Below are 20,345 nucleotides of genomic sequence, written 5' to 3' on the forward strand. Positions count from 1 at the left end.
CCGAGTGCCCAGCTTTCCTATAATGGTCGAGATTAGAAACGGAGGTCCCCTATGGCAGATGTGGACGAGGGAAGAGGGCAGGAGCGCTCTTTCGGTGACAAGGGTCGCGAGGACCGTCGGCGCGGGGAACGCGGTGGCCGCGATGCCCGTAACCGTGATGGTCAGGGCGGATCCCGTGGTGGTCGGTCCCATCGGGGTGAAGGCCGTGGTCGAGACGGTGAGCGTCGCCAAGACGGAGGACGCAACGGCCGGCGCGGCGACGCCCGTCGTGGAGAAGGCCGTGGCCGGGATGGCGACCGCCGCCGGGGTCGTGGCGGCGTGCGCCACGACCGATCCAACCCGCGCCGTGAGGGCTTCCGCGAGGATCGCATGGCGCAGAAGGAGCAGGAGCCCGATCTGCCGCAGGGCCTGGAAATCTCCGACCTGGATCCTTCTGTACTGCAGGATTTGAAGGTGTTGTCGAAGGATAATGCGGAGCGTGTCGCAAAGCATATGCTCATGGCGACCGACCTGCTTTACGACGACCCGAAGCTCGCGCTTCAGCACGCGCGCGCGGCGAAGAACCGCGCGGGGCGCGTCGGTGTGGTGCGCGAGACCAACGGTGTCGTCGCGTACCACGCCGGCGAGTGGAAGGAGGCGCTGTCTGAGCTGCGCGCCGCTCGTCGTATCTCCGGTGGTCCTGGCTTGCTGGCTGTGATGGCGGACGCTGAGCGCGGCCTTGGGCGCCCGGAGAAGGCGCTGGAGCTTGGCCGCAGCCCGGAGGCGCGCGAGTTGGACGAGGCCGGCCACATTGAGTTGGCGATCGTCCTGGCTGGTGCTCGTCATGATCTCGGCCAGCATGAGTCTGCTGTTGCGCAGCTGCAGCGGTTGAACCCGTCGCTGGGTTCCCAAGGCTTTGAACAGGCCCGCCTGAGCTACGCCTACGCGGACGCGCTTCTGGCTACTGGTGAGAAGGCTGAGGCGAAGCGGTGGTTCGAGCACGTGGCCAAGATTGACGTCGACGGCATGACTGACGCGTCCGAGCGTGTGGCGGAACTGGGCTAGGCATATGACGCTTGCGGCGAACCACGACGGCCTGCTGCTGGACCTCGATGGCACCGTCTGGTCTGGCGGTGAGGCGATTGAGCACGCTGTCGAGGCGATTAACGCCTCGGGCCTGCCGGCGATGTGTGTGACCAACAACGCCTCTCGTAGTGCCAAAGATGTCGCGGAGATGCTCCGGGCCATTGGCCTTGATGCGGCTGAGGGGGACGTGCTTACGTCCGCGATGGCGGCGGTGACCATGGCGGCGCGCTACCTCGATCAGGGCGATGCGGTTTATGTCGTGGGCGCGCCGTCGCTGCGCCAGCTCGTTCAAGAGGCCGGCTACCGGATCGTGGACAGCGCCGACGATGCGCCGAAGGTGGTGCTGCACGGCCACAACCCGGACACCGGGTGGCGCCAGCTGTCGGAGGCGGCGCTGAGCCTGCAGCAAGGGGCGAAGTACCTGGCCACGAATCTGGACACCTCGCTGCCGATGGAGCGCGGTTTCATGGTGGGCAACGGGTCCATGGTCGCGGCTGTGACTTCGGCGACTGGGGTTGTGCCGGAGGCGGCGGGCAAGCCGGAGCCGGCGATGTTTATCCAGGCTGCGAAGGCGCGCGGTATGAATAAGCCGCTCGCTGTGGGCGACAGGTTGGACACGGACATTGCTGGCGGCGTCGCCGCGGAGATGCCTGCGCTGCACGTGCTCACCGGCGTTTCCGGCCCGCACGCGCTGCTGCAGGCGCCGCCGGAGCACCGCCCGACCTACATCGCGGCGGACATGCGCGGCCTCAGCGAGTCGCCTGAGCAACTCTCCCCGGGTGTGCAGGAGGGCTTCGAGGCGCGTATCGACGGCTCCGCCATCGTCCTCACCGGCGGCAACGCCAACGCCTCCGGCTTGGCTGCCCTCCGCACCGCACTCGACGTGGCGTGGCAGCAGCCTGACCCGCCGGCTGAGGTGCGTGCGGAGTCTGACGCCGCTGAGGCGGCGCTCGCAGAGTGGTGGTGACGCTGATGAGCCCGGCTCCGATTCCCCGCGACCCGCGGGCACCGAAGGTCAGCGCTGAGGAAGTGACACAGCGCGTTGAGTCGATTCTGGCGGAGGCGACGGATGGCCTCGCAGCGGAGGTGGACGCGCTGACTCGGGCGCACGCGGTGCTGCACGAGGCGCTGTCCGACAATTAGTTAAGAAAGGGGGCCGCTACCGTGGCACCGAAACGCACCCGGCTCGACGCGGAACTGGTCCGCCGTAAGATCGCGCGCTCGCGTGAGCAGGCGCAGAACTGGATCAAGGAAGGTCGCGTCCAGGTTGGTGGGTTCACCGCGACCAAACCCGCGACGGTGGTGGAGCCGGATGCTTCCATCAAGGTCAACACCGCCGATGTGGACGATTGGGCGTCACGTGGTGCGCATAAGCTGCTGGGTGCGCTTGAGGTGTTTGGCGGGGGCGGGCTTGTCGTCGAGAAGCGAAAGGCGTTGGATGCTGGTGCCTCGACCGGTGGGTTTACTGATGTGCTGCTGTCGCGTGGCGTAAGTGAGGTCGTGGCGGTGGACGTGGGCTACGGCCAGCTGGTGTGGCGGCTGCAAAACGACGAGCGCGTGCGTGTGCTTGACCGGACCAACATCCGCAATCTCACCCCGGAGATGATGGGCGGGCCGGCGGATCTCATGGTCGGTGATCTGTCGTTCATCTCCCTGAAGCTGGTGCTGCCGGCGCTGGTGGAGTGCATGGTCGACGGCGCGGACATGCTGACCATGGTCAAACCGCAGTTCGAGGTGGGCAAGGACCGCCTCGGCAGCGGCGGCGTCGTGCGTTCGCCGGAGCTGCGCGCGGAGGTCACGCTGGACGTCGCGCGTTTCGCACAATCGCTGGGATTGTCGGTGCGCGGGGCGACGGCATCCCCGCTGCCGGGGCCGAGCGGCAACGTGGAATACTTTTTGTGGTTGGTGAAAGACGGGGGCGAGCAGCAGCTTGACGACGACGCACTGACCGCGCTGGTCAATCGCGCGATCGAGGAAGGACCGAAGTAGATGGGTGACGCAACACGCCGCGAGATCCTGCTGGTGCCGCACCTGTTCAGGGCCTCCAACATTGATTCGGCGGCCCGGGCAGCGCAGCTTTTGCAGCAGGCGGGCATTGAGGTCCGCCTGCTCGAACAGGAGCAGATGGACGTCATTGAGACCAACCCGGTGCTGTGCGGGGTGACCCGCGCGAAGGCGGACGACTCCGCGGCTGCGGGGTGCGAGCTGGTGCTGGTGCTCGGCGGCGACGGGACGTTTCTGCGGGCGGCGAGCTACGCGCGTGCGCAGGACATTCCGGTGCTGGGCATCAACCTGGGCCACGTGGGGTTCCTCGCGGAAGGGGAAGCGTCGAGTTTGGAAAAAGTCGTCGGCCAGGTGATCGACCGCTCGTACCGCGTGGTGGAGCGGATGACGTTAGACGTTTCTGTGCTTGGCGAGGGCGGCGAGGTGCTCGGCCGCAGCTGGGCGCTCAACGAGTGCAGTATTGAGAACTCGGACCGCACCCGCGTGCTGGACGCGACGCTGGAGGTGGATTTCCGCCCCGTGTCCTCATTCGGCTGCGACGGCGTGCTCATTTCCACGCCGACGGGCTCGACCGCGTACGCGTTTTCCGCCGGCGGGCCGGTGATGTGGCCACAGCTGGAGGCGATCCTGGTGGTGCCGAACAACGCCCACGCGCTGTTTGCCAAGCCCCTGGTGGTCGCGCCGACGTCGACTGTGGCGGTGGAATCGGAGCGGCAGACCACGCAGGCCACCGCGGTGATGGACGGCCAGCGCCGCCTGACGGTGCCCGCCGGTTCGCGCGTTGAAGTGGTGCGGGGCGAGCGCGGGGTGCGCTGGGTACGCTTGGACGACAGACCGTTCACGGACAAGCTCGTGGACAAGTTCCAGCTCCCGGTTTCCGGGTGGCGCGGCCCGCGCGGGGCGTAAATCTGACAGGGAGGCACGTTTTTGCTCGCTGAGATCGCTATCTCCAACCTTGGCGTGATTAGCCACGCCTCGTCCGAGCTTTCGCCGGGGTTGACTGTGCTCACGGGCGAGACGGGCGCGGGTAAGACGATGGTGGTCACAGGTCTGCGCCTGCTCACCGGCGGGCGTGCGGACGCCTCCCGCGTGCGCACCGGCGCCGACGGCGCGGTGGTGGAGGGCGCGTTTGGCACCCAATGCCTGCCGGATGAAGTGCGCGAGGCTATCGACGCTATTGCGGCCGGTGCCGGAGCCGAACCGGACGAGAACGGTGAGTACCTGGTGTCGCGCTCTGTGAAGGCCTCGGGGCGCTCCAGCGCGCACCTCGGCGGGCGCAAGGTGCCGGCGGCGACGCTAAGCGAGCTAGCGGGCCACCTGCTTACCATCCACGGCCAGAACGACCAACTGCGGCTGATGGCGCCGGAACAGCAGTTGGCGGCCCTCGACCGCTTCGACCCGGCCATCCAGGCCAAGCTGGACGCGTACCGCGAGGCGTACACCGCGTGGCGCAGCGCCGCGAAGGAGCTGAAGGAGCGCACGGAAAAACGCCTGGAGCTGGCGCAGGAGGTGGACCGCCTCCAGTTCGCCATCGACGAGATCGATGCGGTAGCACCGCAGGCCGGCGAGGACGAGGAACTGGTGGCCACCATCAACCGTCTCCAAGACGTGGACGCGTTGCGCGAGGCCGCCGAGACCGCGCTTGTGGCTATCGACGGCGCGGACGCCGTCGGCGGTGTCGGCGGGGAAGAAGAGCCAGCCTCCGACCTGATCGGCCGCGCCCAGGCCGCGCTCGAAGGCGCAAGTGACCAAGAGCTGCGGGACCTGGGGGCCAGGCTGGGCGAGGTCGCTGGCGTGCTCTCGGACGTCTCGGCGGAGCTGGGCAGCTACACCAGTAGGCTGCCGTCCGACCCAGAGGAGCTGGAGAAGCTCCTGCAGCGCCAGCAGGAGATCAAGGGCTTGACCCGCAAGTACGCTCCGGACGCGGCAGGTGTGGTGGCGTGGCGTGACAAGGCGGGGGAGCGGCTGGCCAAGATCGATACGTCGGAAGGTGCCGTCGAAAAGCTCAAGGCGAAGGTGGCCGAGCTCGAGCGGTCGATGAGAAAGCATGCAGCCGCGCTGACGAAGGCGCGCACCAAGGCCGCGGGCAAGCTGGGCGCGGCGGTGACCGAGGAGCTGCACGGGTTGGCGATGCCGAAGGCGCAGCTTTCCGTCAACGTCACTCAGGCACAGTACGGCCGCGACGGCGCCGACGCGGTGGAGATCCTCCTCGCGCCGAACAGCGCGCTTGAGCCGAAGCCGCTGGCAACGAGCGCGTCCGGCGGCGAGCTGTCGCGCGTGATGCTCGCGCTGGAGGTCATCTTGTCTGAATCCTCCAGTGGCGCAACACTCGTTTTCGATGAGGTGGACGCGGGCGTGGGCGGGCGCGCAGCAGTGGAGATTGGCCGGCGCCTTGCGCGTCTGGCCCGCGGCAACCAGGTCATCGTGGTCACGCACCTGCCGCAGGTCGCAGCCTATGCTGACACGCACCTGCACGTGTCCAAGGACATCGGTGACGTGGCCGTGACCTCCGGTGTTGCTGCGTTGCAAAAGGAAGAACGCATCGAGGAGTTGGCCCGCATGATGGCCGGGATGGACGATTCGGACACCGGCCGCGCCCATGCCGCCGAGCTGTTCGAGCGCGCACAGGGTGAGGTGGCGCAGTTGCGCGGTTAGTTCCCCGCGCGCCTCCCCGGTTCAGGCAGGTCATCGTTGCACAATGGTGCGCATGACTGTTGCACCCTCCGCTCAAGAACCGACCAAGGAACCGCCCGCGTCCGAGCTGCGCGGCACCTTGCGCGACTGCACCCCGCAGGGCAAGGGACTGGGCAAGCTTAGCGAGGGCGACATCGTATTCGTGGACGCACCCGACATGCAGCGACGCTTGGCTGAGCAAATCATCGCGCGTCGCCCGGCGGCGGTGGTCAACCTCGCGCCGTACTCCACCGGCACGCTGCCTACGTTCGGTCCGCACTTGCTTCTCGACGCTGGCGTTCCACTGTTCGAGGCAGCTGGCACGGACCTGCGCGGGAAGATCCGCGACGGCAAGAAAGCTACTGTCTCGCCCACAGGCCAGATCACCGTGGGGCGCAAGGCTGCGGGCCAAGCGCAGCCGGTGACCCGCACCGAGGTCGACGCCACGTTCTCCCAGGCCCAGCGCGGCCTAGTGGAGAACATGGAGGCATACTTCGGCAACACCATCGAGTTCATCCACTCGGAGGCGGCGCTGCTTATCGACGGCGTCGGTGCCCCGGAACTCGGCGACATCATGACAGAGCGCAAGGTGTTGGTGGTGTCGCCGGCTCCCGACACTCGCCAGCGCATGGAGGAACTGAAGAACTTCATGCAGGAATACACGCCGGTTGTCATCGGCGTTGGTGCTGCCGCGGACACGCTTGCGTCCATGGGCTACGCGCCGGACATCATCGTGGGCGACCCGAAAAACGTGGCGTCCGAGAACCTGCGCTCGGATGCGAAGGTGATTTTGCCCGCGGAGCCGGACGGCTACGCGCCTGGTTTGGAACGCATTCAGGATCTGGGCGTGGGGGCCATGACGTTCCCAGCCGCGACGGATTCCCCGACGGACCTTGCGATTTTGCTGGCGACGTTCCACGACGCCGAGATGATCGTCACTGTGGGCCAGCCGGTGGAGCTGGACCGTATCTTCGCAGATTCGGCTACCACCGCGGGCACCCCGGCCACGGAACCGGCGGCGCTGCTCGCGCGGCTGAAGGCGGGGCGCAAGGTCGTGGATTCCTCCGTGATTACCAACCTGTACGCTGTCGAGTCCGGCGCAGGTGTGGCATGGGCGTGGGCGATCCTCGGCGTGCTGGTCGCCGCCGCGGTGGCGATCCTGATCGCCGGGCTGGGCGGCAACGGCAACTTCGCCGACAACCTCGTGGACACCTGGAACACCATCGCGCTGACGGTGCGCGGCTGGTTCGATGGCTGGACTAACTAGGAGGGCAGTGTCTGATGGCGAAGACTCAAGGCAGGGTAGGCCTCATCGCAGCTGGCCTGGGCTGGGGCGCAGCGCTTGGAATCGCGCTGGGCGCTTTAGTGCTGGCACCAGCGATGCCGGGAAAGGTGGACCTCGGCTTCTCCCAGTACAAGGCTGACGCCCCCGCGAAGCCAGCCGTAGATAATTCGGAACTTGAGGCGGCGCAGGCGCGAGCAGAGGAGGCGAACGACCTGTTGGCGCAGGAATCCGGCTCCATCGTCTCGGGTGCGCTGAAGGACGTGCCGGTGACCATCGTGCGCACGGCCGCGGCGGACTCGGAAGATGTCGAGTCCGTGCGCTGGCTGCTCAACGCCGCCGGAGCGTCCGACTCCGGCGAGCTGACACTGACGGAGCGTTTCTCCGACCAGGCGGGCGCGGACGAGCTGTCCAGCATCGTCGCAAACACGCTGCCCTCGGGTGCGAAGCTGTCGGTGGAGGACCGTTCCCCGGGACTTCACGCAGGTCAGTCTCTCGCGACCGTGCTGTTCGACGACGGCACTTCCGGCGAATCCAAAACTTTGCCGGATGACCGCACGCTTGTGCTGGACTCGCTGCAGCAGGCCGGGTTTATCGAATTCAGCGGTTCCATCGTGCCCGCCGGCGCGGTGGTGATCGTGGATGGGCCGGCGCGAAGCAGCGACTTCAGCGCACAAGTCATCGGCGACTTTGCCAAGGCGCTCGGGGCGGAAGGCAAGACCGCGCTGGCTACCCAGGGCGCTGAGCCCGATGCGATCAGCGGGGTAAAGACTGTCGGCGGTGTGGACGCGGAAGCTGGGCGCATCAAGTCCGTGCTTGCGGTGTCCAGTGGTGGCGGCGAGGCCTAAGGCTCGTAGGCTTGTGCCCATGAGCCACGAATTCACTGTCACTGGGTCCGAAGTCGTCCTTGACGCGCCGATCATCGCGGTGCGCCGCGACCAGGTGGTTATGCCGGGAGGCAACGAGGCTGCGCGCGAAATTGTGGAGCACTTCGGCGCCGTCGCCGTGGTCGCGCTGGACGATCAGGGACGTGTGGCGCTGGTGGAGCAGTACCGCCACAGCGTGGGTGAGCGTCTGCTGGAGCTTCCCGCCGGGCTGTTGGACATTCACGCGGAGGACGAGCTGAGCTGCGCGAAGCGCGAGCTGCAGGAGGAGGCGGGCCTGGCTGCCAACGAGTGGGGCGTGCTGGTGGACTTAGCCACCTCCCCAGGGTTCGCGGAGGAAGCAGTACGGGTGTTCATCGCCCGCGGCCTGCACGAAGTGGAACGTCCCGAGGCCGAAAACGAGGAGGCCGACATGGACTTTGCGTGGGTGGACCTGGAGGAGGCCGCCGATAAGGCGCTGCGCGGCGAAGTGGTCAACTCGATTGCGGTCTCCGGCATCCTCGCGGCCGCGCGTCTGGTCGCCCGGGGCGAAAAGCCCAGGCCTGTCGACGAGCCCTTCCACCTGCGCCCGACTTCGTTGGCCTACCGCCGCGCGGAAAAAGGCATCGTGCCGGACATGAAACGGGTCTAGCCGGTGGACGCGGAGGCGCTGGCGCAGCGCTGGCTGACGCATCTTGCCGTCGAAAGGGGTGTGTCACCCCACACGCTGAGCAATTACACCCGCGATGTGCACCGATACACTGCGTGGCTGGCCGCGGCTGGCAAAACGGATTTGAGTCAGGTTAGCGCCACCGACATCGAGGCGTATGTCGCGGACCTGCGCCGGGGTGTGGACGGGGCGAAGCCCTTGGCCGCGTCCTCGGCGGGGCGGGCGCTGACCGTCGCACGCGGTCTGCATAAGTTCGGCGTGGGCGAGGGGGTTCTGCCAGCTGACGCAGCCGTTGAGGTCTCGCCGCCGCGGACCGGCGAGCGGCTGCCAGACACGTTGAGCATCGAAGAGGTGGCCAAGCTTCTCGACGCATGCCCGACCGAAACCCCATCCGGACTGCGCGACAAAGCACTGCTGGAGACGCTCTACGCCACCGGCGCCCGTGTCTCGGAGGTGCTGGGCTTAAGCGTCGACGACGCCAGCGCCGCCTTAGACGGCGAGTACGGCGGCGTGCTCGCGGTAACCGGCAAGGGCAACAAGCAACGTTTGGTGCCGCTGGGATCCAAGGCGCAGGAGGCGCTGGAGGCGTACTTGGTGCGCGGGCGTCCGGCGTTTGCCAACGGCACCTCGCACGCGCTGCTGCTAAACAAGCGCGGCGGAGCGTTGTCCCGCCAAAGCGCGTGGAACGCGATCAAGGCTGCGGCGGCCCGGGCGGGGATTGATAAGGACATCTCGCCGCACACCCTGCGGCATTCGTTTGCCACGCACCTGCTGGAAGGCGGGGCGGACGTGCGAAGCGTTCAGGAACTCCTCGGGCACGCCTCAGTGACCACCACGCAGATTTACACCCACATCACAGCCGATAACCTGCGCGAAGTTTGGCGCAGCACGCACCCACGTGCGTAGACTCGGCTGCTTGATTGACCCACACAATTAACGGGAGAACTATCTATGCGACCCGCACCTTTTTCACCGCGCACCTCGCGCCGCGCTGCGCTGCTCGCCGTGCCTGCGGCTCTGCTTCTTGCGGCTCCGATCGCTCCGGTGGCGCACGCGCAGCTTCCAGACGGCATGAGCCCGGAGGAGGTGCAGTCCATGATCCCCGGGGAGATCTCTGTTCCAGCGGGCGAGAGCACGACCGTGGATGTGGGCGTTCCGGTGGACGTGAACTACTCCTCGGGCGGATGGACGGTCACGTCCTCGGGCACGTCCGTGACCGTGAGCGCGCCGAACCAGCCGGGTGTTACGGCGGCGGTGCCAGCTAGCGCGGGCGGCTACTCGGCGACGGTAAACCTGGTCGCTGTCGGCGATGGTTCCGCGGATGTCGGCGGGGACTCCGGCGAGTCCGGCGGTTCCAGCGGGGGAGGCAGCGGTGCCGCTGCTGACGGTGAAGCCGCGGGTAGTGAGGCTGACGGCGGCGCGTCCCGCGGGGAGGGTAGTGACACTAGCTCCGGCGGCGGGGCCAGCGACGGTCGAGATGGCCGAGGTGGCCAGCCCGGCGAAGTCAGCGCAGACGACAACCGTGACGGCAGCGCCCCGGCGGTGTCGCACCCGTCGCGGTCCAAGGCGGAGCCCGCTGACGATACTGCCGCGACCAAGCTGTACTTCGACGGCGAAATTCGAGACAACACGATCGTGGTGAAGGTACCGCTGAGCCGTGTCAAGGACCTGATGAAGTACGCCAGCTACGACACGGAGGGCGCCACGCTGCGGTACCTGGACGTCAACGGACAGGTCATTGAGGGCGTGGAGCGCGAGATTGATAAGGGCAAACGCACGATCACACTGACCTATCCGGAGGGGGAGACGCCGGACAACCCGTTCATCATGGAAATGGTGCGCGACGGCAAGGCGGATTTCGTCGCGGTGATCACCTCGACCAACGTCCCTGTGGAGCAGGCCGGCGACAGCAACGAGGACAACCAGTACGGCAACTACGCGAACCAGGATGGTCAAGGTCGTGGGTTTGACGAGACGTCGTCGTTAAGCGATGTTGTGCCCCTTGTGATCGCTGGAGCTGCGTTGCTGGCAGCAATCGCGGTGTTGATTGTGTTCCTGCGCCGGAGGCGCGCGCAGGCGTAATGACAACGTTGTAAGATGGCGGAAGTCAAGGGTTTGGACGTGATTGAGGGAAGGACCGGCCATGGCGGACGAGGCGCTGTTTGACGCTGCGGACCAGAAAACGTTTCTGACCGGGCGGCCGTGGCGCGAATTTGCCCAGCCGAAGGAGCTGGACAAGCACGGGCCTGCCACGGTGATCTCCATGGTCAACCAGAAGGGTGGTGTGGGCAAAACCACCTCGACGATCAATCTCGGCGCTTGCCTGGCGGAACAGGGCCGCAAGGTACTTCTCGTGGACCTGGACCCGCAGGGCGCGCTCTCAGCGGGGCTCGGCGTTTCCTACGAAGAGGAGCAGGTCACCGTCTACGACCTGTTGTTCGACAACACCGCAAGCATCCACGCCGCGATTAACACGACCAACGTCTCCGGCCTGGATGTGGTGCCCGCCAACATCGACCTGTCGGCGGCGGAGATTCAGCTGGTCAACGAGGTTGGTCGCGAGCACACGCTCGCCCGCGCTCTGCGTCCGGTGCGAAACGAGTACGACTTCATCATCCTCGACTGCGGGCCGTCCCTCGGCCTGCTCACCGTCAACGCGCTCGCCTGCTCCCACGGCGTGATCATCCCAATGGAGTGCGAGTACTTCTCCCTGCGCGGCTTGGCGCTGCTCACGGACACGGTGGAGAAGGTGCGCGACCGCATCAACTTCGACCTGGACATCGTGGGCATCCTGGTGACCATGTTTGACCGCCGCACCACCCACGCCCGCGAGGTGATGGACCGGGTGGTGGAGGTCTTCGGCGAGCGCGTCTTTGACACCGTGATCACCCGCACCGTGCGTTTCCCGGAGACGTCTGTGGCCGGCGAGCCGATCATCACCTGGGCGCCGAACTCCCAGGGCGCGGACCAGTACCGCAACCTTGCGCTCGAGGTGCTGGAGCGCACCAGCTAGTGGCGGCGGCAGCGCCCGAGCAGTACCCCCAGCCGGAGATCACCGGGTTCACCCTGGCTCTGCAGAACTTCGAGGGGCCGTTCGACCTGCTGCTCACGCTGATCCAGTCGAAGAAGCTGGACGTGACAGAGGTGGCGTTGGCAGAGGTGACCGACGAGTTCATCGCGTATACGCGCGCGCTCGGGGAGACGGAGGCGCTGGACGAGGTCACCGAGTTCCTCGTCGTTGCGGCGACCCTGCTGGACCTGAAGACCGCGCGCCTGCTTCCGGGAAACGACGGCGAAAACATCGAAGACCTCGAGCTTTTGGAGGCACGCGACCTGTTGTTCGCCCGCCTGCTGCAGTACCGCGCCTACCAACGCGTGGCCGACCAGTTCGCCGAGTGGCAAAAACTCGCGCTGCGGCGCTACCCGCGCGCGGTGTCCATGGAGCCTAGGTTCGTGGACCTGCTGCCGCCGGTGGATCTCGGGCACACAGCTGCGAGTTTCGCCGAACTTGCCGCCAGCGTGTTCCGCCCCCGGCCGCCGGAGGAGGTGCGCACAGACCACCTGCACGCACAGGCGGTGTCCGTGCCAGAACAGGCGGGCAAGATCCTGGACACGCTGAGACTGGCGGGTACCGGCTCCTGGCTGACGTTTGCGGCGCTCACGCGCGATTGCACCCGTTCAATGGAGGTGGTGGGCAGGTTCCTGGCACTGTTGGAGCTGTATAAGGCCAAGGCCGTGGAGACGGAGCAGCCGGAAGCGCTGGGACGCCTGGACGTGTCCTGGACCGGGCTTGAGGTGGATCCAGCGGTCGTTGCCGCCTCGAACTGGACGTAACCGCCGGGCCGGCGCACGGTACCCGATACACTGCCGAATCATGGATAGCTTGCCCATGGTCTCCCAGCTGCGCTCCCGAATTGAGTCGGTGCTGCTGGTCATCGACGCGCCCGTCGCCGTGGAGCAGCTGGCAAGTGCACTCGGTGCAACTTCCGAGGAGGTCTCTGACATACTGCGGGAATTTGCCCGCGAGCTGGACGAGCGCGGCTCCGGCATGGACCTGCGCGAAACCGCGGAGGGCTGGCGCCTGTACACCCGCACTGACAACGCCGACGCGGTCGAGGCGTTCCTGCTGGACGGCACGCAAAAGAAGCTGTCTCGCGCGGCGATGGAAACACTCGCGGTGGTGGCCTACCGTCAGCCGGTCACCCGCGCGCAGGTCGCGGGTGTGCGCGGCGTGAACGTGGACGGCGTGGTGCGTACGCTCACACTGCGAGGCCTGATCGCCGAGGTGGACCCGGGCGAGGCCGGGGAGGACGTGCCGGATCACGGCGCGCACCGCTACGTCACCACCGAGCTGTTTTTGGAGCTTTTAGGCATCGATTCCTTGGAGCGCCTGCCGGAGCTTGCGCCGCTGCTTCCGGACATCGATTCCATCGAGGATGCCTGGTAAACTCCCGGGGCATGACACCACCCGCTCGCCGAGATGGCACACCGGATAAGCGTGGGAAGGACGATACGTTCTACATCTCCTACGCCAAGCCGGCTAAGAAACAGAATGTCCGCCTGAACAAGAGGCGCCAAAACGCCGCGAAGAATCAACCGAACCCGCTGGACGATAACTGGTGGGACGAAGACCCAGCAGCGGCGAAGGCCGCGGCTGAAGGCGTTCGACTGCAGAAGGTGCTCGCGCAAGCGGGCGTAGCTTCCCGTCGTCACGCAGAAGCGATGATCGAGCAGGGCCGCGTCGAGGTCAACGGCGAAATCGTGATGCGCCAGGGCATGCGCGTGAACCCGAACGTGGACATCATCCGCGTCGACGGCGCGCGCATCAACGTCAACGAGGAGCACGAGTACTTCGTCTTCAACAAGCCCCGTGGCGTGCACTCGACCATGAAGGACGAGATGGACCGCGTCTCGGTGGGTTCCTACCTAGCGGAGCGCACCGCGTCCGGCCAGCGCCTGTTCCACGTCGGCCGCCTCGATGCGGACACCGAGGGCCTGCTGTTGCTCACGAACGACGGCGAAATGGCCAACCGCCTGACCCACCCGAAGTACGAGGTGGCCAAGACCTACTTGGCCACGGTGCTCGGCGAGGCCAACAATGCGGTGGTCAAGCAGCTCAAGGGGGGCATCGAGCTTGACGACGGCCCCGCGAAGGTGGACTACGCGCAAATCGTGGACGTGCACAACGGCCAGTCCATCATCCGCGTGGAGCTGCACGAAGGCCGCAAGCACATTGTGCGCCGCATGCTGAAACAGGCCGGGTTCCCGGTGCAGCGCCTCGTTCGCACTAAGTTCCACACGGTACAGCTCGGCGACATGAAGCCGGGCTCCATGCGCGCGCTGAACTCTTCTGAGCTGGCATCGCTGTACAAGGCGGTGGGGATGTAAATGGCGGACACACTTTCCAATATGGATAACGGCGGGCTCATCGTGGCTGTGGACGGGCCTTCGGGCACCGGCAAGTCCACAATGTGCCGCGCGCTGGCGAAACGCCTGGACGCGAAGTACGTGGACACTGGGGCGATGTACCGCGTTGCCACCTTGGCTGTGCTGCGCGCGGGAGTAGACCCGGCCGACACGGCGAAGGTAATTGAGGCGACCGCGGACTTGCCGTTGGAGGTCTCCGACGATCCGGATTCCACCGAGGTGCTTTTTGCTGGCGAGGACGTCAAGGCGGAAATCCGCGGCGCCGAGGTGACCAAGCACGTCTCCGCCGTCTCCGCCATCCCCGAGGTGCGCGTGAACCTGGTGGAGTTGCAGCGCAAGCTCGCCCGCGAGTCCGGGCGCGCGATCGTGGAAGGCCGCGACATCGGCACCGTCGTTTTGCCGGATGCACCCGCGAAGGTGTTCATGACGGCGAGCGCAGAGGTGCGTGCGAAGCGTCGCTACGACCAGGACGTTGCGGCGGGGCGCGAGGCGGACTTCGACGCGGTGCTTGCGGACGTGCAGCGCCGCGACGAGGCAGATTCCTCGCGAGCGACCAGCCCGCTCAAGCCCGCGGACGATGCGGTGCTTGTGGACACCTCCGAGATGACCCCGGACGAGGTCCTGGCGGCACTGACCGAGGTCGTGGAAAGGAGCGCGCGATGAGCGAGCGCAACAACAACCCCAGTTCCAACGACGGGCACCTCGAGCCGGAGACGCAGTTCATCCAGCCCGGCATCGACCGTTCCGGCTACACCGACGTGGACGCCTACGTGGTCGGCGCCGATAGCGCCGAGTACTACGAGAACAAGGACTTCAACGCGGAGGAGGACCTGCAGGGCTTCGAAGACGCCGGCATCGACGAGTCCGAGTTCGGCGAGGCCGACTTTGGCGAGGGCTACGACTCCGACGACGAACTGACCGAGGAGGAGTGGGCCGAGCTCGAGGCGGAGTACGGCATTGCCCAGCCTGACGTGGTCACCGAGGCGCTGCCGACGGTCTCTATCGTGGGCCGTCCGAACGTGGGCAAGTCCTCGCTGGTCAACCGCTTCATCGGCCGCCGCGAGGCCGTGGTGGAGGACCACCCGGGCGTCACGCGCGACCGTGTCAGCTACATCACGGACTGGGGCGGGCGCCGCTTCTGGGTGCAGGACACCGGCGGCTGGGACCCGGACGCGAAGGGGATCCACGCCGCGATCGCCCGCCAGGCGGAGGCCGCGATGGCCACCTCCGATGTCATTGTCATGGTTGTGGACGCGAAAACCGCCATCACGGAGACGGACGCGGTGATGGCCCGCAACCTGCAGCGCTCCGAGGTTCCCGTGATCCTGGTGGCGAACAAGTTTGAGTCCGACAGCCAGTGGGGCGACGTGGCCGAGTTCTACGCGCTCGGCTTGGGCGACCCCTGGCCGGTCTCCGCGCTGCACGGCCGCGGCGGTGCGGATGTGTTGGACGAGATCATGCGCCTGTTCCCGGATGAGCCGCGGGTGAAGGAATCCATCACCGGCGGCCCGCGCCGCGTCGCGCTGGTGGGCCGTCCTAACGTGGGCAAGTCCAGCCTGCTGAACAAGCTGACTAAGTCCAACCGCTCAGTGGTGGACAACGTTGCCGGCACCACCGTGGACCCGGTGGATGAGCTCGTGCAGCTGGACGAGGATCTGTGGACCTTCATCGACACCGCCGGCCTGCGCAAGAAGGTCAAAAACGCCCAGGGCCACGAGTACTACGCGTCGCTTCGCACCCGCGGCACTATCGAGGCCGCTGAGGTGTGCATCGTGCTCATCGACGCCTCGGAGGAGATCTCTGAGCAGGACCAGCGCGTGATCTCCATGGTGTTGGAAGCCGGTAAGGCGATGGTCATCTGCTTTAACAAGTGGGACCTGATGGATGAGGACCGTCGCTACGACTTCGACCGCGAATTCGACGAGACGATGGGTCAGCTCAAGTGGGTGACCAAGCTCAACATCTCCGCCGACACCGGCCGCGGCCTGCACCGCCTGGAGCCGGCGATGAAGGAGGCGTTGGAGAACTGGGATAAGCGCATTTCCACCGGTCAGCTGAACAATTGGCTGCGCGAGGCGATCGCGGCGAACCCGCCGCCGATGAAGAACAACCGACTGCCCAAGTTGCTGTTTGCCACCATGGCCAGCACCCGTCCGCCGACAATCGTGCTGTTTACCACCGGGTTCCTCGACGGCGGGTACCGCCGCTACCTGGAGCGGAAGTTCCGCGAGCAGTTCGGCTACCACGGCACCCCGGTGCGCATCGCGGTGCGCGTGCGCGAGCGGCGCGGCAAGAAGGGCTAGACCGATGCGGCAGCGCACACTCAACGTTGGTGGCGTGGAGCGCAGTTACCACGTCAGCGTTCCCGCAGGTCACACTGGCGCGTTGCCGGTGATCGTCGCGCTGCACGGCAAGGGCGACAATGGCCGCGATTTCCTTGCCGGCACGGGCCTGCACCGGGCGCGCGCCATCGTCGCCGCGCCAACGGGTGCGGGCCTTGCATGGTCGCCTGCGCCGTACGCGCGCACCACCTTCGATGAAGATGCGGCGTTTGTGCGTGCGCTTATCGACGACCTCCGGTCCACCTTCGCCACCACCAACACCTACCTTGTCGGCTTTTCCAACGGCGGGGGACTGGCGGTGCACCTGAGCCTGACCGACCTCGACCTCGCTGGCGTCGCCACTGTTGCAGCGGCTGTGCGTGCAACCCCGGACGAGCTGGCTGCAGCAGCACAGCCGCTGGATTACCTGAACATTCACGGCACCTTCGACGACGTGGTGCCGTTTGCCGGCGAGAAGCGCTCCCCGTACAGCGGGGGAGAAGACGACACCACTTACGGCGCACCCGACGTGGTGGCGGCGTTTGAGCGCCGCAACGGCGACCGCGCCAGCGCCGATCTGATTGCGGTGGAGGGCATGGGGCACGAGTGGCCCACTGGGCCGTGGGCTGCCCGGCGCGGCCTGGACGCCACCGAGGCGATTGTTGAGTTCTTCGGGCTGGAGTTCAACCGCGCCGGCTAGGCGCGCTCGTAGACGAACGCGTCGGTGCGGTACGGCAGCGGGATGGTGTCGCCGGGGTCGAAGCCGAGGCGCTCGTAGAGGTACCAGGCGAGGTTCGCCTCCATCTTGGCGCGAGTGCGCTCGTTCGCTTTCAGCCAGTAGGAGCGGGTAGCCATGAGCTCGAAGCAGCCCTCGACGGCGATGGGGTGGAGCCACTCCCGGCGCAGCTCGTCTGTCAGCTGCCAAGGGGAGGCGACCTCCGGGTAGAAGCCCTCGCGCTGTACGTCTCCGGAATGCATGATGCGGCTGAGCCTGAGCACCCAGGGGTGGCGCACGGCCAGGGTGTTCCAGCACAGCACCAGGCGCCCGCCGGGCCGGATCACGCGGTCCGCCTCCGCGCTAGCGGCGTGTACATCCACCCAGTGCCAGGTCTGCGCGCACGTCAATGCATCGACCGCGTCATCGACCAAGCCGGTCGCCTCGGCGGTGGCGCGCCACACGGGCACTTCGGGAAGCACCGTGTGGAACACGCGGGTCATGCCTCCGCTGGGATCGCAGGCGAACACGGAACGTGAATCGTCGCAAAGCAATTGTGTGAACTTGCCGGTACCTGCGCCAATGTCGCAGACAGTGCCGGGGCCGACGAGCTTACCTAATGCGTCGGGGTAGGTGGGGCGGGCGGTGTCGTAGCGATTTGCGTCGCGGGTGAACGCCTCGGCGGCGCCGCTGCGGTGCGCGGAGTTTCTGAACGTGGGGCCAGCTTTCCTGCTGGGGCCTGGCTGTGTTCTGCTCGCGTGCACAATGGTCTAATCTACCTTGCGTGTTTCTCCGCCAAAAGATCCGCGCCGCGGCCGCCATCGGCTTGGCCGTCACCTGTTTTAGCGTCGCAGGGTGCGCGGGGGATACGGCACGGCTGCGTACTGCGATAACCACGCAGCCGGATCCTCCCCGGGACGTCGTGCGCGAGGTGGAGCCGTGGTCCGACCCGGCGATAGAACACCGGCAGATGACGTCCGCCGGGCTCAAGCGCGACTACATCCTGTCGGTGCCGAGGGGCGCGAAGCAGCGCGACAGGCTGCCGCTGATCCTGGTGTTCCACGGCTACATGGAAGACGCGGAGCGGATCCGCCAGCACTCGCAGCTGGACAAGGCGGACGCCGTTGTGGCGTTCATGGACGGAGTGGGCAAAGCCTGGGCGCCTGCCCCGTACGCGGAAACGACCGGAGAGCAGGACCTGGCGTTCGTCGACGATGTGCTTGGTCAGGTGGAGGGCGAATACTCCATCGACCGCACCCGCATCTTCGCCGCCGGTTTTTCCAACGGCGGCGGGTTCGCGACGTTTGTGGGCTGCCAGCGACCGCAGGAGTTCAGCGGCGTGGCCACTGTGGCCGGCGCGTTTTACCAGCGCGTTTCCTCCGGGTGCTCCAGTATCCCGATGAAGCACGTGGACATCCACGGCACCGCCGACCCGATCATCTCCTACGACGGCGGCGAGCGACACGAGACGGTGTACAACTCCACACCCGAGATGCTCGAGGAAGCGGCGGTGCGCAACCACTGCGCGGGGCGCAGGGAAGACGTTGCGCTGTCGCCCACGGTGACGAAGCTGAGCTGGGAGGACTGCGATGCCGCGCTGTCGCACTACCGCATTGAGGGCGGGCCGCACGTGTGGCCCGGCGGCACCTCCGACAAGACCGGCCTGGTGTCCGACGGGTTTGCCGCCCGCACGCTGCTGGAATTTTTCGGCGTCGGGTTGTCGTAGCCGCGCGGTGTGACGCGGTTGTGCCCAGGCACCGCTACGATGAGTCGCGTGAATGTCGCGTCTAGTTCCCGGGTAACAGTGGTGTTCAACCCTGTGAAGGTCCACCTGGGAAGGCTGCGCCGCGCCGTGGAGCGCTACGCCTGGGAGGGTGCGGATATCGAGTGGGCAGAAACGACCGCGGAGGGGCCCGGGTTTTCCCAGGCCGTCCGCGCGCTCGAGCACGGCACCGACTTGATCATCGCCGCTGGTGGTGACGGCACGGTGCGCATGGTCGCGCTGGCCGTGTCCGGTTCCAAAACTCCCATGGCGATCGTGCCGGCGGGCACAGGCAACATGCTCGCGCGCAACCTCGGGGTGCCGCTTGTGCTGGAAGCGGCGGTGCGCCGGGCGTTTTCCCGCACCGACCGGCTCATCGACCTCTGCCGCGCCGAGATGGTCTACTCCGACGGCCGCACTGAGCACTCCGGCTTCGCCGTCATGGCCGGTGTCGGTGCGGACGCTGGCATGATCCACCGCACCCGCGACGGCCTCAAGGCTGCGGTCGGGCCGCTCGCGTACGTTCCGGCCGTGCTCCAATCGCTCGGCGGCGGCAATAGCGTGGACGTGAGCATCACAGTCGATGGCGATCCTTCGGTCACCACCTCCCTGCACACGTGCATCGTGGGCAACTGCAGTGACCTGGTGGGCGGGGTCCCGCTGCTGCCGGACGCGCTGCCTGACGACGGGGTCCTCGACGCCGTGGTTCTGCGTGCCGAAGACGTCGCCGACTGGGCAGGTATCGGTGGCAAGATCGCGCTGGACACCGTCCGCGACGGCATCAACGCGCTGCTGCCTGGCGAGGCGCAACCGCGCCCGCCAGCGTCGTTGCCTCCGACCATGGAATACCTCGCGGGCCGGCGGATCACGCTCGAGTTTTCAGAACCCGAGCAACTCGAGCTTGACGGCGATGCCGCCGGTACCGTCAGCGCTGTCAGCTTTAGCGTGATGCCTGGCACCCTGCGCGTGGTGAGCTGAAACCTTCTGCCGTCGCTTTGGCGTACAGACACAATGGTGCGCATGATCTACAGCTTTGAGGGCAAAACCCCGCGGATCCATCCCTCGGTGTTTATCGCCGATGAGGCCACCATCATCGGCGACGTGAGCATCGGCGAAGACGCGAACATCTGGCCCGGCGTGGTCATTCGCGGCGACGTGGGCGCGATCCACAACGGACGGTCAAACGGTGCTAGAAGACGACGTGACCATTGGGCATCTGGCCATGGTACACGGCTGCCACATCGAACCCGGTTGCCTGATCGGCATGAGCGCGACGGTGCTGTCGCGCTCGCGCGTGGGCAAGGGCTCCATCGTCGGTGGCGGGGCAGTGGTGCTCGAAGGCCAGCAGTTGCCGGAGTTCTCGCTTGCCGCCGGTGTGCCAGCAAAGGTCAAGCGCACACTGGAGCCGGACACCTTTGAGGCGCGGTTGAGGCACGCGGCTTACTACGTGGAGCTGGGCCGGCGGGCAGCGAGCGGTCTCGTGGCGGTGGACCGGGCGTCGCTTGCGTAAAAGTTCACCATAGAACTGACGTCGAAGTCACATCAGCAGGAGTAACGTGACGG

General features: G+C 66.6%; 22 protein-coding genes and 1 pseudogene. 22 read left to right on the plus strand and 1 reads right to left on the minus strand.

Translation table 11 applies throughout. The features are described 5' to 3' along the window. Positions 1-318: 318 nt before the first annotated feature. The 18 genes from CAFEA_RS05480 (at position 319) to CAFEA_RS05565 (ending at position 17,005) form a co-directional block, all read left to right on the plus strand. Complete coding sequence (locus CAFEA_RS05480) at positions 319-1,044, plus strand: tetratricopeptide repeat protein (RefSeq protein ID WP_350308272.1); 726 nt, start codon at positions 319-321, stop codon at positions 1,042-1,044. 4 nt (positions 1,045-1,048) lie between these two features. Next, the gene (locus tag CAFEA_RS05485; protein WP_063937223.1) at positions 1,049-2,032 is read left to right on the plus strand and encodes an HAD-IIA family hydrolase; all 984 of its coding nucleotides are present in this window, start codon (positions 1,049-1,051) and stop codon (positions 2,030-2,032) included. Positions 2,033-2,037: 5 nt separating this feature from the next. After that, positions 2,038-2,208, plus strand: a complete 171-nt coding sequence (locus tag CAFEA_RS05490; protein ID WP_172796708.1) for a hypothetical protein — start codon at positions 2,038-2,040, stop codon at positions 2,206-2,208. 21 nt (positions 2,209-2,229) lie between these two features. Next, complete coding sequence (locus CAFEA_RS05495; protein ID WP_063937222.1) at positions 2,230-3,054, plus strand: TlyA family RNA methyltransferase; 825 nt, start codon at positions 2,230-2,232, stop codon at positions 3,052-3,054. Next, a complete protein-coding gene (locus CAFEA_RS05500; protein WP_063937221.1) occupies positions 3,055-3,975 on the plus strand; it encodes an NAD kinase in 921 nt (306 codons plus the stop codon). Between the two features lie 21 nt (positions 3,976-3,996). After that, complete coding sequence (gene recN / locus CAFEA_RS05505; protein ID WP_063937220.1) at positions 3,997-5,724, plus strand: DNA repair protein RecN; 1,728 nt, start codon at positions 3,997-3,999, stop codon at positions 5,722-5,724. A gap of 52 nt (positions 5,725-5,776) precedes the next feature. Beyond that, complete coding sequence (steA, locus tag CAFEA_RS05510) at positions 5,777-7,009, plus strand: putative cytokinetic ring protein SteA (protein ID WP_063937231.1); 1,233 nt, start codon at positions 5,777-5,779, stop codon at positions 7,007-7,009. 14 nt (positions 7,010-7,023) lie between these two features. Next, complete coding sequence (locus CAFEA_RS05515) at positions 7,024-7,872, plus strand: copper transporter (protein ID WP_051106396.1); 849 nt, start codon at positions 7,024-7,026, stop codon at positions 7,870-7,872. Positions 7,873-7,891: 19 nt separating this feature from the next. Further along, positions 7,892-8,539: an NUDIX domain-containing protein gene (locus CAFEA_RS05520; protein ID WP_063937219.1), complete on the plus strand. Its 648-nt coding sequence runs from the start codon at positions 7,892-7,894 to the stop codon at positions 8,537-8,539. Between the two features lie 3 nt (positions 8,540-8,542). Beyond that, complete coding sequence (xerD, locus tag CAFEA_RS05525) at positions 8,543-9,463, plus strand: site-specific tyrosine recombinase XerD (RefSeq protein WP_063937218.1); 921 nt, start codon at positions 8,543-8,545, stop codon at positions 9,461-9,463. A gap of 45 nt (positions 9,464-9,508) precedes the next feature. After that, positions 9,509-10,639, plus strand: coding sequence for a hypothetical protein (locus CAFEA_RS05530; RefSeq protein ID WP_082855643.1), 1,131 nt, complete (start codon positions 9,509-9,511; stop codon positions 10,637-10,639). A 61-nt stretch (positions 10,640-10,700) separates the two neighbouring features. Further along, positions 10,701-11,570: a ParA family protein gene (locus tag CAFEA_RS05535; protein ID WP_034999074.1), complete on the plus strand. Its 870-nt coding sequence runs from the start codon at positions 10,701-10,703 to the stop codon at positions 11,568-11,570. Further along, positions 11,570-12,391 (plus strand): segregation and condensation protein A, encoded by an 822-nt coding sequence (locus CAFEA_RS05540; protein ID WP_063937217.1) that lies wholly within the window; start codon positions 11,570-11,572, stop codon positions 12,389-12,391. Before CAFEA_RS05535 ends, CAFEA_RS05540 begins: the two co-directional genes overlap by 1 nt. Before the next feature lie 40 nt (positions 12,392-12,431). Then, positions 12,432-13,004 (plus strand): SMC-Scp complex subunit ScpB, encoded by a 573-nt coding sequence (scpB, locus tag CAFEA_RS05545; RefSeq protein ID WP_063937216.1) that lies wholly within the window; start codon positions 12,432-12,434, stop codon positions 13,002-13,004. A gap of 11 nt (positions 13,005-13,015) precedes the next feature. Continuing rightward, complete coding sequence (locus CAFEA_RS05550; protein ID WP_063937215.1) at positions 13,016-13,945, plus strand: pseudouridine synthase; 930 nt, start codon at positions 13,016-13,018, stop codon at positions 13,943-13,945. Further along, complete coding sequence (cmk, locus tag CAFEA_RS05555; RefSeq protein ID WP_063937214.1) at positions 13,946-14,647, plus strand: (d)CMP kinase; 702 nt, start codon at positions 13,946-13,948, stop codon at positions 14,645-14,647. Then, complete coding sequence (der, locus tag CAFEA_RS05560; protein ID WP_082855642.1) at positions 14,644-16,287, plus strand: ribosome biogenesis GTPase Der; 1,644 nt, start codon at positions 14,644-14,646, stop codon at positions 16,285-16,287. Before cmk ends, der begins: the two co-directional genes overlap by 4 nt. A 4-nt stretch (positions 16,288-16,291) precedes the next feature. Next, positions 16,292-17,005, plus strand: coding sequence for a CE1 family esterase (locus CAFEA_RS05565; RefSeq protein WP_063937213.1), 714 nt, complete (start codon positions 16,292-16,294; stop codon positions 17,003-17,005). On the opposite strand, the gene CAFEA_RS05570 is transcribed toward CAFEA_RS05565, so the two are convergent. Continuing rightward, complete coding sequence (locus CAFEA_RS05570; protein ID WP_101494236.1) at positions 17,002-17,784, minus strand: class I SAM-dependent methyltransferase; 783 nt, start codon at positions 17,782-17,784, stop codon at positions 17,002-17,004. The two genes, CAFEA_RS05565 and CAFEA_RS05570, sit on opposite strands and share 4 nt — an antisense overlap. Positions 17,785-17,804: 20 nt before the next feature. Here CAFEA_RS05570 and CAFEA_RS05575 point away from each other — a divergent pair, with 20 nt between their 5' ends. From CAFEA_RS05575 to CAFEA_RS11375, 4 genes and pseudogenes are all read left to right on the plus strand, one after another. Further along, a complete protein-coding gene (locus CAFEA_RS05575; RefSeq protein ID WP_143313345.1) occupies positions 17,805-18,746 on the plus strand; it encodes a CE1 family esterase in 942 nt (313 codons plus the stop codon). Positions 18,747-18,794: 48 nt separating this feature from the next. After that, positions 18,795-19,760, plus strand: coding sequence for a diacylglycerol/lipid kinase family protein (locus CAFEA_RS05580; RefSeq protein WP_159437636.1), 966 nt, complete (start codon positions 18,795-18,797; stop codon positions 19,758-19,760). A gap of 42 nt (positions 19,761-19,802) precedes the next feature. Next, positions 19,803-19,886, plus strand: a pseudogene (locus CAFEA_RS11370) (gamma carbonic anhydrase family protein); the annotation flags it as partial. 97 nt (positions 19,887-19,983) lie between these two features. Then, positions 19,984-20,292 carry a gamma carbonic anhydrase family protein gene (locus CAFEA_RS11375; RefSeq protein ID WP_394326880.1) on the plus strand — a complete coding sequence of 103 codons (309 nt, stop codon included), beginning with the start codon at positions 19,984-19,986 and terminating at the stop codon, positions 20,290-20,292. Positions 20,293-20,345 lie beyond the last annotated feature (53 nt).

Source organism: Corynebacterium afermentans subsp. afermentans, assembly GCF_030408355.1.
Classification (GTDB): domain Bacteria; phylum Actinomycetota; class Actinomycetes; order Mycobacteriales; family Mycobacteriaceae; genus Corynebacterium; species Corynebacterium afermentans.

What these genes read in the sequence shown, in the direction of transcription:
- CAFEA_RS05565 (WP_063937213.1), top strand. Translation starts at nt 16,292, where the DNA reads ATGCGGCAGCGCACACTCAACGTTGGTGGCGTGGAGCGCAGTTACCAC.
- der (WP_082855642.1), top strand. Translation starts at nt 14,644, where the DNA reads ATGAGCGAGCGCAACAACAACCCCAGTTCCAACGACGGGCACCTCGAG.
- CAFEA_RS05520 (WP_063937219.1), top strand. Translation starts at nt 7,892, where the DNA reads ATGAGCCACGAATTCACTGTCACTGGGTCCGAAGTCGTCCTTGACGCG.
- steA (WP_063937231.1), top strand. Translation starts at nt 5,777, where the DNA reads ATGACTGTTGCACCCTCCGCTCAAGAACCGACCAAGGAACCGCCCGCG.
- CAFEA_RS05515 (WP_051106396.1), top strand. Translation starts at nt 7,024, where the DNA reads ATGGCGAAGACTCAAGGCAGGGTAGGCCTCATCGCAGCTGGCCTGGGC.
- CAFEA_RS05490 (WP_172796708.1), top strand. Translation starts at nt 2,038, where the DNA reads ATGAGCCCGGCTCCGATTCCCCGCGACCCGCGGGCACCGAAGGTCAGC.
- scpB (WP_063937216.1), top strand. Translation starts at nt 12,432, where the DNA reads ATGGATAGCTTGCCCATGGTCTCCCAGCTGCGCTCCCGAATTGAGTCG.
- cmk (WP_063937214.1), top strand. Translation starts at nt 13,946, where the DNA reads ATGGCGGACACACTTTCCAATATGGATAACGGCGGGCTCATCGTGGCT.
- CAFEA_RS05535 (WP_034999074.1), top strand. Translation starts at nt 10,701, where the DNA reads ATGGCGGACGAGGCGCTGTTTGACGCTGCGGACCAGAAAACGTTTCTG.
- CAFEA_RS05485 (WP_063937223.1), top strand. Translation starts at nt 1,049, where the DNA reads ATGACGCTTGCGGCGAACCACGACGGCCTGCTGCTGGACCTCGATGGC.
- CAFEA_RS05550 (WP_063937215.1), top strand. Translation starts at nt 13,016, where the DNA reads ATGACACCACCCGCTCGCCGAGATGGCACACCGGATAAGCGTGGGAAG.
- CAFEA_RS05530 (WP_082855643.1), top strand. Translation starts at nt 9,509, where the DNA reads ATGCGACCCGCACCTTTTTCACCGCGCACCTCGCGCCGCGCTGCGCTG.
- CAFEA_RS05500 (WP_063937221.1), top strand. Translation starts at nt 3,055, where the DNA reads ATGGGTGACGCAACACGCCGCGAGATCCTGCTGGTGCCGCACCTGTTC.